This is a genomic window from Streptomonospora litoralis (assembly GCF_004323735.1).
GTDB classification, from domain to species: Bacteria; Actinomycetota; Actinomycetes; order Streptosporangiales; family Streptosporangiaceae; genus Streptomonospora; species Streptomonospora litoralis.
Genome location: NZ_CP036455.1, coordinates 2873725 through 2889628, shown reverse-complemented (window position 1 = coordinate 2889628; position 15904 = coordinate 2873725). Strand labels below are relative to the sequence as shown.

Here is a 15904-nt window from a genome sequence, read left to right as displayed (position 1 = left end):
GACCCGCCCGGAGATCCCGGTCCCGACTCGGGCGGGCGCGGCGCCGTGGCTCACCGGCGCATCCGGCCGCTGCTGCGCCGCACGCGTATCGCCGCACCCGCCGACCGCAGCGCCTACCCGGGCGCAGGCCGCCGCAAGGCGCAGCAGACGCAGCACCGACGGCCGCCTCAGCCGCACCCCAGCGCCTCGCGCACCGCCCGCTCCACCGGGGTCGGCGCCGCCGACTCCAGCTCCAGGGGGCCGGTGGGCACCAGCGGCGGCTGGGCGATGAACCGGGGAGCGGCGCCGCGGTGGGGCTGGGCGGCGTGGATGAGGAAGGGATGGCACAGGAACACGTCGCCCGGCCGGCCGGTGGCGAGCCGCTCCGGCCGATCGGCGCCGGCCGGCACGGCCTGCCCGCACAGCTCCAACCAGTCCCGCCCGGTCTCCTCAGGGGAGTCGGCCAGCAGCGGCGGGACGTCGAAGTGGGAGCCGAGGCGGATGCGCGTGGGCGCGTCCACCTCGGTGACCTCGGAGAACAGGAACAGCATCAGCAGCGCCCGGCCGTGGGAGCGCAGCGTCACCCGAGGGCCGCCCCGCTCGTCGGTGACGCCGCTGGCATCGAGGTGCCACCCGTCGTCGCCGGGCGCCTCGCGGCTGGGAAAACGCACCGGGAAGGTGCCCAACCCCGGCGGCGCCTGCCAGCGGCCCTTGCCGGCGAGGCGGTCGTAGGCCGCGTGCAATTCGGGGGTGTTGGCGGCCTCGCGGAAGGGCCGGGTGGACAGTCCCGGGATGCGCACCACGGGATCCGTCCAGGTGGCGGGATCGTCGGGGTCGCACCCGGTGGCCTGCCACAGTTCGGCACGGCACTGGTCGGCCACCGGCCGCGGCACGGCGCGGGGAAGGCGCACGAATCCGTCGCGCACGAAATCCTCGACCTGGTCGTCGGTAAGCATCGCACTCCTTGGAACGGCCGACAGGGCGCCCACAGCCAACTAGGAGGCCAGCGGCGGCCGCAACGCGTTTTCCCTCCCGCCCCCGCGCACTCCCGGGCCCGGGGCAGCGTGCTGCTTTGCGCCCGGTGTGAGCCGCGCACCGCCGGGGCAGAAGCCGAGGCAGCGGTCGCCGGCCCGCCGCACCAGCAGAGAGGAGAGGCCGATGCTGCTTGCCCGGTTCCTGGGGGCGGTGACGATCGCCTTCAGCGTGGCGATCATCGCCCGCCCGCGCCTGATGGCCGACCCCAGCGGCCACACCGCCCCAAACGGGCGGGTGCCGCACGACGTGCGGCTGCTTATGTACGCGATCGGGGTCCGCGACATGGCCCTGGGCGCTCTTATGCTGGGCGCGCCCAACCCGCCGGCGATGCGGGCGGCCCTGGCCGCGCGGGTCGCCTCCGACCTGGGCGACCTGGTCGTCTTCGGCACCCGCCTGCCGCGCCCCGGGCAGCGGCTGAAGGTCGGCACGGCCGCAGGCGGGTGGGCGGCGGTCTGCGCCTGGAGCCTGCGCCGCATCCCCGCCGGGGCGACGACGCCCGAACCCCGGCGCGCACGCCGACTGCGGCGGCGCTGACCGCCGACGACACCGCGCGGGCGCGGCACTCACCGGCCGCCCCGGGCGGGCGATCCGGCACCTGTTCGTCCGCTGCGCCGGTTTCCGCGGGAGCCGTCGCGGCGAAAACCCCGGAAACCGGCCCGGTACCCGGGATGCCGCGACGGAGGCCGGCCGCGGCCCGCCGACAACGCCCCGCCGCCCCGCCGGATCAAGGCGCCGGGGCGTGGACTAGGCTGCGACGGTGCCTGACGACACCTCTCCCCAACCCCCCGTGCGGTGGGGCATCCTCGGAACCGGCAAGATCGCCCAGCGCTTCGTCACCGGTCTGCGCGCCGTCGACGACGCCGAGGTCGTCGCCGTCGGATCGCGCAGCGAGGAGACCGCCCGCCGCTTCGCCGACACCTGGGACATCCCCCGCGCCCACGGCGACTACGCCGACCTCGCCGCCGACACCGGGGTCGACGTCGTCTACGTCGCCACACCCCACAACGTCCACCACCGGGCCACCCTGATGTGCCTGGAGGCCGGCCGCCACGTGCTGTGCGAGAAGCCGCTGGCCGTCAACGCCGCCGAGGCCGCCGAAATGGTCGACGCCGCGAAGCGCCGCGGCCGCTTCCTGATGGAGGGGATGTGGACCCGCTTCGCCCCCGCCATGGCCGAGGTGCGCAAGCTCCTCGCCGACGGCGCGATCGGCGAGGTCCGCATGGTCACGGCCACCATCGGCGGGCGCATGGACTACGACCCGCAGGGGCGGCTGTTCGCACCCGAGCTGGCCGGGGGAGCGCTGCTGGACGTCGGGGTCTACCCGGTGGCCTTCGCCTCGATGTTCCTGGGGGAGTTCACCGGCATCCAGGCCCAGGCGCACAAGGCGCCCACCGGTGTCGACGCGCAGGTGGCGATGTCGGTGACCGGCCGCAACGGGGTGCTGGGCGTGCTGGGCTGCTCGATCGAGGCGCCCATCCCGCGCCGCGCCGACATCGTGGGCACCGGCGGCAGTATCGCGCTGACCGACTGGTTCTGCCCGACCGGGTTCGTGCTGCGCCGCGCGGGCGCCGAGCCCGAGGAGTTCTCCTTCCCGCACCGGGCCAACGGCTTCGAGTACGAGGTGATGGAGGTGCACCGGCGCCTGCGCGAGCAGGCCCTGGAAAGCCCGCTGATGCCCTGGGCCGAGAGCCTGCGCATCGCCGAGGCCCTGGACGCGGTGCGCGCCGACATCGGCGTCACCTACCCCGGCGAGGGCGGTTAGCGGCACGCCGCGCCCGGCCGGTCGCCGCCGTGCGCGGTTCGAGGAACCCTGATGCGAGGTCCCCCGGCCCCCGAGGGGGCGGGCCACCGCAGAAGCCGCGGCAATGAGGCCCGAACGCGCGAAGCGCTGTGCGCCGCCGAGCGCACGGTGCACCGCCGCCCCGGGCCCGCCATACCACCGCGGCGCGACCGGCGGGGCACGTTGGAGGAGACCGGGCGGGATCGGCAAGGCCCAGCACGCCCAAGCCCGCGACCCCGCGGTGGGCCGACGCCATATCGACGAGCGGGGGAGCGGGGCGGTAGCGGCCCGAAGCTTCGGGCCGCCCGTTCAACGAAGCCGCCTCCGGGCCGCGGCGCCGTGCGGGCACCGCGGCGCTCACCGCCCACCCGCTACCGGAGGAAGACGTCACTGCACGCAGAACTCGTTGCCCTCGGGGTCGGCCATCACCACATGGACGGTGCCGGGTTCGTCCACGCGCCGCAACACCGCCGCACCCATCTCCGCCAACCGCGCCACCTCGGCCTCGCGCCGCTCGGGACCCGCGTGCAGGTCCACATGCAGCCGGTTCTTGACGCTCTTGGGCTCGGGCACCGCCTGGAAGAGCCAGCGCCGCCCCAGCCCGATCCCCGTCTCGGGATCGACCGGGTCCTCGGGGTGGCGGATCGCCGCCAGATCGCGCCAGACGCGGCGGCCCTCGAACTCCACCAGCAGGTCCTCGGTGATCATGCCGCCGGCCAGCAGCTGCTCGATGAGCACACTGTTGTCCTCGGGCTCATAGCCCAGCGCCCGCGCCCAGAAGCGCGCCAGCGCGTTGGCGTCGGCACAGTCGATGACGAGTTTCCAGTGCAGGGCCACGCCGCCTCCAAGCCAGGTGTTTCGGTCCAACCGCCGCCACTGCGGCGACGACCGATGCTTACCGCGCGGCGCCCGGCGGCGCAACACCCCAAGCGCATCCCCTGAGCTGCCCGATCACCCGTCTGAGCAGGTCGGGTGTGGCTGGGTAGAACCGCAGGGCGGCCGCATGCGGCCGCCCTGCGGTTCTACCCAGCCACACCATCCCGCAGCGCGCCCCGGTATTCGGACAGCCGCCCCGGGTCCCGGCGCCGCCGAACGGGCAGCGATTCCCCCAAACGCGCCCGCGACCTGCGCAGACCCCGATAGCTTTCCACCATGCCCGCAACCGCGCACGACATGGCGATCGAGCTCCGGCACAACCGGCCGCACCCGGCGGCGACGCCGCTGGGCGCCCCCGTCCCCACCGAGGAACGCGAGCGCCTGGCCGCCCGCACCGACACGGAGCGGCTCGACGACTGCCCGGACAAGGCCGTGCCGGTCGGCGCCGCCGACGACCCGTCCGACTGAGAACCTTCCCCGAACGCCGCCCGAGGGGCGCTGTGCCCCCTCCTCGGCCCGCGGGCGGCGGCCGCCCGCGGTCGGCGGCGCGCGAACACCACGCGCCGCCGACCGCCCGGTGGTGTAACGGGCCCGTTCACCGACGCACCGAGAGCCCTCTCGCCGGACCACCGCCGATACAGCCCGGCCCCTCTGCGCCACGCCCGGGGGAGAGGCGCGGCCTAGGACGGCTGCTGCCGGTGCCCGCCCGCAGGGGCCGCCGGCGGCTCCGCGGAATCGGCCCCGGCGCCGGGTTCCGACTCGGCTGGACCGTCCTCATCCGGCTCGTGGACCATGCCGCGCTCGGTGCCGGCGATGATGCGGGTCGCACTGAGATCCCCCGTCACGTTGCACATGGTGCGCACCATGTCCAGGATCGCGTCGATGCCGGCCACCAGCGCCACCGGCGCGAACGGCAGCCCGGCCTGGGAGACCGCCAGCGACAGCATGATCAGCCCGGCGCCGGGCACACCCGCCGTGCCGATCGAGGCCAGCACCCCCACCAGCACCACCATCAGCAACTGGGCCAGTGTCAGCTCGACCCCGGCGACGTTGGCGACGAAAACCGTGGCCGCGCCCACATAGATCGCGGTGCCGTCCATGTTGACGGTCGCCCCCAGCGGCAGCGTGAAGCTGTAGACGCCCTCGTCGACGCCCATGCGCCGCGCGGCCCGGGTGGACACCGGCAGGGTGCCGCTGCTGGAGCGGGTGGCGAACGCCATGACCATAGGATCGCGCGCGGCGCCGAAGAACCGGCGCAGCCCGACGCGGAACAGCGCCAACAGCCCCACATAGACGCCGATCTGCACGGCCACCCCGCCGTAGACCACGCCGGTGAGCTTGGCCAGCGGCAGCAGCGCCTCGACCCCGGTCTCGGCCATCACCGCGGCGATCAGCGCGAACACGCCGATGGGGGCATACTGCAGCACCCCGCGCACGATCAGAAACACCAGCTCCACCCCGGCGTCCACACCGCGGCGCAGCAGCTCGCCCAGGCCGCGGATGCGCTCATCGGAGCTGCTGCGCATGAACGCCAGCGCGATGCCGGCCGCGATCGCCGCGAACATCACCGCCAGCACGTTGCCTTCGGCCAGGGCGGCGAAGGGGTTCTCGGGGATGATGCCCAGCAGGGTCTCGCCCACCGGCGGCGCCGGTTCGGGCTCCTCACCGGACTGGCCGGGTGCGGCCAGCCCGGCGCCCGGGGAGACGGCCAGCGCCAGCACCAGCCCGACGGTGATCGCCAGCGCCGAGGTGACCAGGTAGAACACGAGCACTTTCAGCCCGATGCCGCCCAGCCGGGCCGGGGTGATCGCCGAGACCCCGGCGATGAGGGTCACCAGCACCAGCGGCATGACCAGCATCTGCAGCAACCGCAGGAACACGTCGCCCAACGGCTGCAGCGCGGCGGCGGGCTCGCCGACGATCAGGCCCACGGCGGCGCCCGCCACCAGGCCCACCGCCAGCTTCCAGATGAGGGGGAAGTCGAGGTAGCGCCGCCACAGCGACGGTCTCGACACGCGATCGGCCATGTTTCACGCGCTCCTTCGCGCTCGGGCGGGACGGCACCCTGCCGCCCCGATCAGCTGGTTCCCGTGCGCGCGGATGCTGCCACACCGCCGATGCGTATCGCTACCGATGCGTGACCCGCCGTGGACCGCGGCGTGTCCGCTCCGTGGCGTCGCCCCACCCGTGCGGCGCGTTCCTGTGGCGGCTGCGGTAGGAGCCCATCGTGTGGCCCGGCGCCGCGGATCTCCATGCCGCACCAGCCGGCGGAGTCGGCGGGCAAGCGGCCTCGGCTTTTGCCCTCTTCGCGGCGGAGGTTTCGCTGCGCGCGCTCGGCCCCGGCCGACCGACCCTCCCTGGCAGGATGAGGCCCATGTCCGTGCGCGAACTCGTCGTCCTGGGCACCTCCAGCGCGGTGCCCACCCCGCGCCGCAACCACAACGGCTACTTCCTGCGCTTCGACGGCCACGGCGTGCTCGTCGACCCCGGCGAAGGCACCCAGCTGCAGATGCGCCGCGCCGGCGTCTCCGCCCACGACATCACCCGCATCCTGATCACCCACTTCCACGGCGACCACTGCCTGGGCCTGCCCGGCGTCATCCAGCGCATCGCCCGCGACGGCGTCACCCACCCCGTCTACTGCGCCTACCCCGCCCAGGGCGCCCACTACTTCGACCGGCTGCGCCACGCCAGCGCCTTCGGCGACACCGACGCCATCCGCCCACAACCCCTCTGCGGCGAAGCCGCCGCATGCGGCGGCGACGCGGACCTGCAGGTGAGCGCGCGCGCTCTCGACCACAGCATCGCCTGCTACGGCTACCGCCTCGCCGAACCCGACGGCTGGACGATGCTGCCCGATCTACTGGCCCGCCGCGGCATCACCGGCCCCGACGCCGGCCGCCTCAAAACCCGCGGCCACGTCACCGCCCCCGACGGCCGCCGGGTGGAACTGGCCGAGTGCGCCAGGCCCCGCCGCGGCCAGGTCGTGGCCTTCGTCTTCGACACCGCCCCCTGCGCGGCCGCCGAAGAACTGGCGCGCGGCGCCGACCTGCTCGTCATCGAGGCCACCTACACCGCATCCGAGGCGGCCCTGGCCGCCGCCTACGGTCACCTCACCGCCCCGCAAGCCGGGGCGATCGCCGCCGCGGCCGGCGCGAAAGCGCTGGTGCTGACCCACTTCTCCGAACGCTACGAGCCCGCCGAGGCGCCCCGCTTCGCCGCCGAAGCCGCCGCGGCCGGCTTCACCGGTCCCATCACGGTGGCCGCCGACCTCGACCGCGTCACACTGCCGCCGCGGCGCCGCTGAGGCCGGCCCGCTCCGCCACCGCGCCGCGAACCCGGAGCCTCACTCCGGCGGGGCGCAGGCGGCGTCCTCGCCGACCTCGGCCGAGCCCGAAACGGGGGCGGAACCGCGCTTCAGCCGCGCGCGCAGCATGCGCCGCGCCAGCGGCCCCATCTCCTCCACCACACCCACGGCGGCACCCAGCTGCTCCAACGCACCCAGTGCCCGCTCGGCACCCGCGGCATCGGCGCCCTCGTAGAGCTCCAGCCCCACGAAGCCCGCCGCGGCCGAACGGGCCAACCCGCCAACGTCGACGAGCCCGGCCATCGGGCCCCGCTCCACGATGCGCTCCAGCACCTGCTCCAGCTCGGCGATCCACAGCTCCAGCCCGGCGGCGGTGGCCTCGGCCAGGCGCGGGTGGTGCTGGGCGCCGGCCAGCAACTGGGCCAGCGTGGCCACATGCCCGGCCGCCCGCTCCTCGGCGTGGACCTCACGGCCCAGCTCCACCAGTTCGCCCATGGTCTGCACGGCGGCGAAGCGGCCGCGGTAGCGCGCCACCCGCTGCTCGGCGCCGTACCGGCACGCCTCGGCCAGCAGGTTGTCCACCGAACCGAAGTGGTAGAAGACCAACCCCTGGTTGACCCCGGCCGCCGCGGCGATGGAGCGCGCCGAGGCACCGGCGATACCCTGCTCCACCAGCGTCTGCAGCGCGCCGGCCAGCAGCCGGGCGCGGGTCTGGGGGGCCATGCCCGCACTATAGCCGCTGCTCCTCGCGCACCGGCCGCAGCCGCGCACGCGGCCGATACGCCGCGGCCTCGGGGTAGGTGCAGGTGAACCACCCTTCATAGCCGAACAGCGGCCCGACGAGGGGGTTGGACACCTCCACGCCGATGCGGAAGCACCCCGCCGCGTCGTCGTAGGACTCGCGCACCAGCGCGCGTCCCGCCAGCACATCGGGCACCCCCACGTCCACCGGCCCCTCCCGCAGGCGGTGGCGCCCCGACTCGATCACCAGGGCGCCGCTGTCGTCGACGCGGGGGTGCAGGTCGGTGGCAAGGTGCTGGTGGGTGCCCAGGTAGTCCACGATGCCGCCGCGCCGGGGGCTGTAGACCATGGTCGCGTCGAAGCGCCGCAGTCGGCGGGGGAAGGCGAAGGTCCGCACGAACGTGAGGGTCTCGCGGCCGTAGGCGTCGCGGTAGGGCACGTTCTCGATTGTGAAGAACACGTTCTCGCCGGTCTCGGGCACGAGGATGTTGCGCAGGGCGCCCACGGCGAGAAACGGGGCGAGGTAGCGGGGGCCGTGCCAGACGCGGTGCATGACGCCGCGCCCGACGCAGGCCCGTCCCCCGGCCAGGCCTACCGAGAAGCGCTCCTGCAGGCGCGGGTGCAGCCGGTCGAAGTCGGAGCCCAGCGCGCGCACGAACAGCGGGGGAGCGGAGGTCGTCATCGCCCACCTCCGCCGGTCGCAGCCGGGGCGGGAGCGCCGGTACCGCCTCGCGGGCGCGGCCGCCGCCGGCAGCGCCGCGCCGCCGGGACCATGGGCGGCGGGGGCAGCAGCAGGGCGGCGGCCACCACGGCCGCACCCGCCCAGCCGGGCAGCCACACCAGGCCCGCGGCCACCGCCGCGGCGCGCGCGCCCGCATCGCACAGCGCCGCGGTGCGCAGCCGCTCGGGGCTGTCTCCGCGCTCGCACCACAGCCGCAGCCGGTCGAAGGACCAGGCGGTGGCCCAGCCCATCAGCGGCGCCAGCAGCGCGGCGTCGAGCATCCGGCCCGCGCGGCCCCAGCGCGTGCGGTAGTGGTAGGCGGTCGCGAACTCCACGCCGCCGGCGCGGGGGGTGTAGCGCCAGTGGCCGGCGCCGTGGGCGATGGGGCTCAGCGCGTGCGCCGAGCCGAACCGCAGCGCGGAGATGCGGGTTCCGTCGGCTCGGGTGCGCTCGGCGGTGGTGGCGCCGGTGCCGGTGAGGGCCACACCGGGCAGCAGCCGGGTGGTGTAGGTGAAGCGCTGGGCCTCCTCGCGCTCGCCGTCCAGGTCGGCGATCCCGGTGAAGCGCAGGTCCCAGCGGCGGTGCAGCTCGGCGTCGCGGGTGCGTCGCCACACCGTCTCCAGGTCGGCGGCTATCGCGGTCTCGATGTAGAGGGACAGGGACACAGTCGACCTCCCGATGGTTGAGCGGTCGCTCAAAAACAGCCTAGACCGAATTGAGCGACCGCTCAATACCCGGACGCCGCGCCGGGACTCACAGGCCGTTGGCGGCCAACCACTGCGCATCGGGCTCGACGAGCTGCAGCACCTCCACGACCACCCCCTCAGGCCCCAGCACCTGGCAGCGCCGCTGCCCCCACGGCTCGCTCACCACCTCCAGCGCGAACTGCACACCCTCGGCGCGCAGCCGCGCGGCCTCGGCGTCGACGTCGGCCACCAGGAAAGCCACCATCGCCCCCGACACCGCCTGCCCGCGCAGCGCCGGGGCCAGGCTCTCGTGGTCACGCTGCACGAAGTCCAGACTGACCCCGGCCAGATCGGGCGAGGCGGTGTCCACGAACCAGCCGATGTCGACCCGGACCGCGAACCCGAAGTGGTCGGCGAACCACTCCGCACACGCGCCCGGATCCCGCACCGACAGCGCAAAGCCGATCATGCTCTTGGTCTGCATCGGACTCCTCCCTCGAAACAACGACAAACAAAGTACTATGGACGTAGTACTACACGCATCGTCTTTTCTAGTTTTCCAGGGAGGGCCGAACCATGCCCCGCACCAACGAACCCCGCCGCCGCGCGCTGCTGGACGCCGCCATCGACGTCCTCGCCGCCCAAGGCGCCCGCGGACTCACCTTCCGCGCCGTCGACACCGCCGCGGCCGTACCCGCCGGAACCGCCTCCAACTACTTCGCCGACCGCGACGCCCTCCTCACCCAGGCCGGCGCCCGCGTCCACCTCCGCCTCGCCCCCACCCCCGAGCGCATGGACGAACTCAGCGCACCCGCCCCCACCCGCGAAGCCGTGCGCACCGCCATGCACGACCTCTTCGGCCGCGTCAGCCGCGACCGCGCCGGCTACATCGCCCTGCTGGAACTGCGCCTGGAAGGCATCCGCCGCCCCGACGTGCGCCAGGCGCTGACCGCCGCCATCAGCGACGGCATCACCCAAAGCATCGCCTTCCACGTCGAGGGGGGCTACCCCGGCGGCCGCCGCAGCGCCGTGGCGCTCTACCTGGCCATGAGCGGACTGATCGTCGAACACCTCACCCTGCCCGAGGCCTGGCAGGACCCCGGATTCGCCGAGATCATCGACGAGGTGGTCGAGGTGACCGTGCCCGACCCCGCACAGTGACCCCTGCGCGCGAACACAGCCGCAGACCACCGACCGCGCCACGCCGTTCGCGACCGCCTCGACGCGACGGCCCGCCGACCGCCCGGCACCGCCCGTCAACCGCGGGCCAGGCGCCGACCCAGCTCGACCAGATCGGCCACGAACCACAACTGGGCGCCCCGGTCGGCTTCGCGCACGAACGCGGCCGCAGCCGAACCCGCCCCCGCCTCGACGGGGACCGCGCCCACCACAGCCAGCCCCAGGCGGTAGTTGGCCAAGCGCTGTACCACACCACCGGCCACCCCGTTGGCGAGGTCGAAAAAGCCCGCCCCCAGCCGCTCCGCCGGCAGCGCCGCCCACGCGGCGCCGCGGCCCCACATGTCACCGATCAGATCCAGGGCCGCGCGCTCGCCGTCCAACGGCGCCCCCTCGGGCGCGCAGACCAGCACCGGCGTGCCGGACAGCTCCTGCACGGTGTCCACACCTCTCACCTCTCACCTCCACGGACGGACCGCGTTCAACCCGCGCGATCTCGCCCTGCGCCGCAGCCACGGGTCACCACGACAAACCGGGCCACCTGCTTTGCCCAGCAGCAGCACCGATCCACCCCGACCCGCCCTGCGACACGCGAACGTCTTCTAGTTCCTGAAACTACCTCAAACAAACGCACAACGCATTCGTTTACGTAATTGTAGAGAACCTCCCAGTGCGGAGTCGCGCACACGACGGCGCGACCGAAGCCCCACCCCGCCCGATCCGAGCATCCGAAGTTGACCGATCCCCACATCTGCACAGGCCCGGTCCGGTAAGGTCCTAGCGGTCGGGCACCCGAGGGTTCGCCCCCCTGGTCACACCAGGTGTCCCCTTCGCTCTCGGGTGCCCGCGGCACCGGCGTGCCCGCCCCGACTCCGCCCCCGGACGCCTACACACCCGGCGCACCCCCGCAAAAGAGGGGAGTGGCGCGCAAACCCACCCCCCGGGCACCGCCCCACCCTGCGCAAACACCACCCACCGGGGATGCTTCACTAGGCGCCATGGACACCACGCCCTACACCACCAGCACCGCCTTCCTCGAAGCCCTCACCGAAACCGGCGTCGACTACGTCTTCGCCAACCTCGGCAGCGACCACCCCGGCATCGTCGAGGCCTACGCCCACGCCCGCGCAGCCGGCGACGCCCACCGCTTCCCCCGCATGATCATCTGCCCCCACGAAAGCGTCGCCTTCTCCGCAGCCCAGGGCTACGCCCAACTCACCGGCCGCCCCCAAGCCGTCATCGTCCACGTCGAATGCGGCACCCAGAACATCGGCGGCATGCTCCACAACGCCGCCAAAGGCCGCACCCCCGTCCTCGTCTTCGCCGGCGCCTCGCCCTACACCCAATACGGCGAGCACACCGGCAGCCGCAACGAATTCATCCAGTGGATCCAAGACGTCCACGACCAACGCGGCATCGTCCGCGGCTACACCAAATACGACAACGAGATCCGCACCGGCGCCAACGTCAAACAACTCGTCCACCGCGCCATGCAGATCGCCACCAGCCAACCCGCCGGCCCCGTCTACCTCGTCGGCGCCCGCGAAGTCATGGAGCAACACCTCGACCCCGCACACACCGACGACCCCCGCTACCACCTCCAACGCACCACCCCCATCGCACCCGCCGCCCTCGACCCCCACACCACCGACACCATCGCCCGCGCCCTCACCCAAGCCGACAACCCCCTGATCGTCACCTCCTACCTCGGCCGCGACCCCCGCGCCGTCACCCAACTCAAGCGCCTGGCCGAATCCGTCGCCGCCCCCGTCCTGGAGTCGGTACCCATGCGGCTCAACTTCCCCGCCGACCACCCCCTGCACGCCGGCTACCAGTGGAACACCCAGGAACCCAACCCCGTCCTCGCCCGCGCCGACGCCATCCTCGCCGTCGACACCGACGTCCCCTGGATCCCGCAAAGCAACCCGCCCCGCCCCGACGCCCGCATCTTCGTCATCGACACCGACCCCCTCAAAGAGCAGATGCCCCTGTGGCACGTGCCCGCCGAAACCTTCGCCCGCGCCGACGCCCGCACCGCCCTCGACCAACTCAGCACCCACATCACCGACACCGCGATGGCCGACCCCGCAACCGTCGACGCCCGCCGCACCCGCCTCGCCGCCGAACACGACGAAAACCGCCAGGCCGTCACCGCCCGCGAGCAACCCGCCGCCGACACCATCACCCCCCAGTCCCTCGTCGCCCAACTCCGCGACCTGCTCGCCGACCTCGACGACGACACCGTCGTCCTCACCGAAGCCATCTCCAACTACCACACCGTCAACGAACACCTGCGCGCCACACGACCGGGCAGCCTCATCGGCTCCGGCGGCGGCTCCCTGGGCTGGCACGCCGGCGCCGCCATCGGCGCCAAACTCGCCCACCCCCACACCCTCGTCGTCAGCCTCGTCGGCGACGGCTCCTACCTGTTCGGCGTGCCCTCCTCCGCCCAATGGACCGCCCGCCGCTACAACACCCCCACCCTCACCGTCATCTTCGACAACCGCGGCTGGAAATCCCCCAAACTCTCCACCCTCGGCGTCCACCCCGACGGCGCCGCCGCCACCCACGACGACTTCCAGACCGGCTTCGACCCCGAAGCCGACCTGCCCGGCATCGCCGCAGCCGCAGGCGGCGCCTGGGCCCGCACCATCGACCACCCCGACCAGGTCGCCGGCACCCTCAAGGAAGCCGTCGACGCCGTCCGCGCCGGACAGTCGGCCGTGGTCAGCGCACACGTACCCAAGGCCTGAGCCCCGGACGTCCCCGCCGCCGCGAGCCGGGCGCCGCCCTCGGCCGCCGACACCGCCGCCTCGACGGCCGAGGTCCGCTCATCCCACGCCCCGCCCCCGGTGGTCTGGTGCCGCCCCGCACCAGACCGCCCGACCGACGCCACGCCCACGCCTGCGGCTCGCCCCCTGCCGCCTACCATCGGCCCCCGACCGCAACCGACTCCCGCCGAGGCGCCGGCACGCGAAAAGGGAGCCCCACCAACCCCCCGACCCCGGGCCGCCCCTGCGCGTCGGCGCCGACCAGGTCCGCGCCTTCCGGCTCGCCCACCACAACCTGACCCGCCGCCGGCCCGCCAGGGACCTGCTCGACATCACCGGTGCCTGCGCTTTCCAGAACCGTCCTCCCGGCGCGACCGCCCCGGCCCTGCACCCCCGCATCGACTGAGTCCGCCATCCGGCAGGGGAGAGGGGCCCGAAACCGACCTTCGCGCGACCGCCTGCTTCCACGCGGCGAGAACGGGGGAGAGGCGCGGCCTGCGGCACTCGTTTCGCCATCGGTAGGCCAGGAGACAGGCGCCTATTTGTCTGCTGTGTCCGTTTCCTCGGGCGCCCTTCGCGGGAAAACGCCCAAAAACCGGCCCTCACCTTGGGAGTTTTCCCGCGAAGGGCGTGGGACAGCCCTCTACCGGTTCGGAGTCGGCATGGACCACGGGCACCGGCTGTCCGGCGGCGCCGGCGCGGGGGCGAGAGAGCGGCGGAAGGGCATTACTTTACATAATGTACATTATCGGCGCATTGCGGGCGCAAGCCAGAAGGGGCACACAACGGGCGTTTCGGCTTTTCCCGTCGTAGGGAACAGTACGGCCCGCGCAATTCCGACTCCGATGCAGCCGCCCGGCGTGTGAGCCATCGCGCGGACACCGAACGAGCCGCAACACGCGCCGCGGGCGGCGCCGGAACGATGATCCTCGGGCATCCGGATCGTCGGGACGGCGCCGGAGCGGTCGACACGCCGCGGTGAAGCTCCGTTTCCCGAGGCACCCGCATGTCGCCACGGGGCTACGTGCACCGACGTGTGGTCGCCGGCAGCGTCACAACCCGCCCCGATCACCCTTTTCACCCCGACTCAGCCAAGTTTGATGCATAAAATGTGTTATGCATCATTTGCGGAGATCGGCTGCAACGGCCGCCGCGCCATACGATCGATCGGCGCCCCTTCCCGGATGGCCTCCCGCAGCGACCGGCCACCCTCGTGCCACAGCCGCCCGCTCCGGCCCGCGCCCGTTCGCTTCCCCCTCCCCGTGAACCGCCCGGCTCCCCCACTCCCCATAACCCGGCGCACCGCCGGAACGGCCACACCCCCGCCCCAGCCGCCGAAGGCTCATGCGCGCCGCAGACGCCTACTCCCCCGCATCCGTTGTCCGCGGCCGCGCACCACCGCACCGATCGGCCACAACCGGTCACCCCACGCCGAACCCCCTACATTCCGGCCATGCGCTAGGGGATGCTTCAAGGGTGTCCAACAGCACCAGCACACCCCCTCACGGCGACGCCCGCGACGACGGCCCTCCACTCCCCGACCCCGCGGCCGACCTCGGCGAAGATCCCGCGGCCGCGGAGGCCCCCGCCGCCCAGCGCCCGGCGCCCGCCCCGGCCGCAGACGCCGCACGCCATCGCCTCGTGGGCGTGGACGTCGCCCGCGGCCTGGCCGTCCTCGGCATGTTCGTCGTCCACGTGGGACTGGGCTGGAGCCTAGGCGAAGCCGGCACCAACCCGCTGACCGGCCTCGTCTCCGGCCGCGCCGCCGCCCTCTTCGCCCTACTCGCAGGCGTCTCCATCGCGCTGCTCTCCGGCGGCCCCTCCCCGGCCACCGGCCACGCCAAGGGAGTCGCGCTGTGGCGCGTGGTCATCCGCGGGCTGATCATGCTCCCCCTGGGCGTGGCCCTGACCATGCTGGGCACCCCCGTCTCGGTGATCCTGGCCTACTACGCCGCCTTCTTCGTCCTCGCGGTACCGCTGATCGACGAACGATGGAAGGTCGTCGCCGGTACCGCCGCCGTCCTCGCGGTGGCCGGACCGCTGGTGTCGTTCTGGCTGCGCAGCATGATCGAGGGTGAGGGAGCGCTCAGCGGGCCCGTCGCGGCGATCAACGCTTACGACCCGCTGGTGGCGGCCTCGGGCAGCGGCGTGGTCGACCTGCTGGTGACCGGCGCCTATCCCGCTCTGACCTGGTTGCCTTTCGTCCTGGCGGGCCTGGCCATCGGCCGCCTCGACCTGCGCTCGCTGCGGGTGCGGGCCTGGCTCGTGGGTGTCGGCGCCGGGTTGGCGGCGCTGGGCTACGGGCTGTCGTGGGTGGCGATGAACGCGATGGGCGGCCGCGACCGGTTGGAGGCCACCTTCAGCGCGAGCGCGATGGCCGAGCACGGCGGCTACACCAGCACTGCTGCGGCCATGGCCGAGGGGTTCAACGGATCGGTCCCCACCAACGACTGGGTGTGGCTGCTGACCGCCCTGCCGCACAGCGGCACACCGCTGGAACTCGCCGGGGCCGGCGGCGCGGCCATTGCGGTGCTGGGCATGTGCCTGCTGGCCGAGCCCGGCCTGCGCCGGGCGGGCTACCCGCTGGCGGCCGTGGGCGCGCTCGCGCTGACCGTCTACGTGGGCCATGTGCTGCTGATCTGGGTGGCCGAGAACGACCTGTGGCAGGGCACGTTCCTGCAGTGGGCCACCGACAACCTGGCGTGGACGGTGCTGGGAGCCGCCCTGGTGTTCGCCACGGCCTGGCGGCTGACGATAGGCCGCGGACCGCTGGAGTGGCCGCTGCACAAGATCTCCTCATGGGTGGCCGCCCGCATCCCCTAACCATCCGGC

15 protein-coding genes are annotated in these 15904 nt (G+C 73.5%); 7 read left to right on the top strand and 8 right to left on the bottom strand.

Annotated elements, in window-relative coordinates; all coding sequences use genetic code 11:
- Positions 1-167 precede the first annotated feature (167 nt).
- On the bottom strand, positions 168-935 hold the full coding sequence (locus tag EKD16_RS12445; RefSeq protein WP_131098528.1) for a phytanoyl-CoA dioxygenase family protein: 768 nt from the start codon (positions 933-935) through the stop codon (positions 168-170).
- A gap of 202 nt (positions 936-1137) precedes the next feature.
- Here EKD16_RS12445 and EKD16_RS12440 point away from each other — a divergent pair, with 202 nt between their 5' ends.
- On the top strand, positions 1138-1548 hold the full coding sequence (locus EKD16_RS12440) for a hypothetical protein (RefSeq protein ID WP_207391283.1): 411 nt from the start codon (positions 1138-1140) through the stop codon (positions 1546-1548).
- Positions 1549-1771: 223 nt separating this feature from the next.
- Positions 1772-2776, top strand: a complete 1005-nt coding sequence (locus EKD16_RS12435; RefSeq protein WP_242676943.1) for a Gfo/Idh/MocA family protein — start codon at positions 1772-1774, stop codon at positions 2774-2776.
- Positions 2777-3181: 405 nt separating this feature from the next.
- On the opposite strand, the gene EKD16_RS12430 is transcribed toward EKD16_RS12435, so the two are convergent.
- Positions 3182-3631: a VOC family protein gene (locus EKD16_RS12430; protein ID WP_131098527.1), complete on the bottom strand. Its 450-nt coding sequence runs from the start codon at positions 3629-3631 to the stop codon at positions 3182-3184.
- Positions 3632-3946: 315 nt separating this feature from the next.
- Between EKD16_RS12430 and EKD16_RS12425 the strand changes: the two genes are divergently transcribed.
- Positions 3947-4138: a hypothetical protein gene (locus EKD16_RS12425; RefSeq protein ID WP_131098526.1), complete on the top strand. Its 192-nt coding sequence runs from the start codon at positions 3947-3949 to the stop codon at positions 4136-4138.
- Between the two features lie 212 nt (positions 4139-4350).
- Here the strand turns inward: EKD16_RS12425 and EKD16_RS12420 are convergent, their stop codons facing one another.
- Positions 4351-5697 (bottom strand): dicarboxylate/amino acid:cation symporter, encoded by a 1347-nt coding sequence (locus EKD16_RS12420; RefSeq protein WP_131098525.1) that lies wholly within the window; start codon positions 5695-5697, stop codon positions 4351-4353.
- Positions 5698-6044: 347 nt separating this feature from the next.
- On the opposite strand from EKD16_RS12420, the gene EKD16_RS12415 reads away from it, so the two are divergent.
- Positions 6045-6977: a ribonuclease Z gene (locus tag EKD16_RS12415; RefSeq protein WP_131098524.1), complete on the top strand. Its 933-nt coding sequence runs from the start codon at positions 6045-6047 to the stop codon at positions 6975-6977.
- A 39-nt stretch (positions 6978-7016) separates the two neighbouring features.
- Here EKD16_RS12415 and EKD16_RS12410 read toward each other — a convergent pair whose 3' ends face one another.
- The 4 genes from EKD16_RS12410 to EKD16_RS12395 all read right to left on the bottom strand — a co-directional run bounded on the left by EKD16_RS12410 (position 7017) and on the right by EKD16_RS12395 (position 9609).
- Positions 7017-7700 (bottom strand): TetR family transcriptional regulator, encoded by a 684-nt coding sequence (locus tag EKD16_RS12410; RefSeq protein ID WP_131098523.1) that lies wholly within the window; start codon positions 7698-7700, stop codon positions 7017-7019.
- A gap of 7 nt (positions 7701-7707) precedes the next feature.
- Positions 7708-8400: a DUF4166 domain-containing protein gene (locus EKD16_RS12405; protein WP_131098522.1), complete on the bottom strand. Its 693-nt coding sequence runs from the start codon at positions 8398-8400 to the stop codon at positions 7708-7710.
- Positions 8397-9104 (bottom strand): SRPBCC family protein, encoded by a 708-nt coding sequence (locus EKD16_RS12400; RefSeq protein WP_242676942.1) that lies wholly within the window; start codon positions 9102-9104, stop codon positions 8397-8399. Before EKD16_RS12400 ends, EKD16_RS12405 begins: the two co-directional genes overlap by 4 nt.
- A gap of 88 nt (positions 9105-9192) precedes the next feature.
- Positions 9193-9609, bottom strand: a complete 417-nt coding sequence (locus EKD16_RS12395) for a VOC family protein (RefSeq protein ID WP_242676941.1) — start codon at positions 9607-9609, stop codon at positions 9193-9195.
- A gap of 92 nt (positions 9610-9701) precedes the next feature.
- Here EKD16_RS12395 and EKD16_RS26365 point away from each other — a divergent pair, with 92 nt between their 5' ends.
- Positions 9702-10286 carry a TetR/AcrR family transcriptional regulator gene (locus EKD16_RS26365; protein ID WP_131098521.1) on the top strand — a complete coding sequence of 195 codons (585 nt, stop codon included), beginning with the start codon at positions 9702-9704 and terminating at the stop codon, positions 10284-10286.
- Positions 10287-10381: 95 nt separating this feature from the next.
- Here EKD16_RS26365 and EKD16_RS12385 read toward each other — a convergent pair whose 3' ends face one another.
- Positions 10382-10747, bottom strand: coding sequence for a DUF4180 domain-containing protein (locus EKD16_RS12385; RefSeq protein WP_242676940.1), 366 nt, complete (start codon positions 10745-10747; stop codon positions 10382-10384).
- Positions 10748-11299: 552 nt separating this feature from the next.
- Between EKD16_RS12385 and EKD16_RS12380 the strand changes: the two genes are divergently transcribed.
- Both EKD16_RS12380 and EKD16_RS12375 read left to right on the top strand, forming a co-directional pair.
- Complete coding sequence (locus EKD16_RS12380) at positions 11300-13054, top strand: thiamine pyrophosphate-requiring protein (protein WP_131098520.1); 1755 nt, start codon at positions 11300-11302, stop codon at positions 13052-13054.
- A gap of 1494 nt (positions 13055-14548) precedes the next feature.
- Positions 14549-15895: a DUF418 domain-containing protein gene (locus EKD16_RS12375; protein ID WP_242676939.1), complete on the top strand. Its 1347-nt coding sequence runs from the start codon at positions 14549-14551 to the stop codon at positions 15893-15895.
- The last annotated feature ends 9 nt before the right edge of the window (positions 15896-15904 follow it).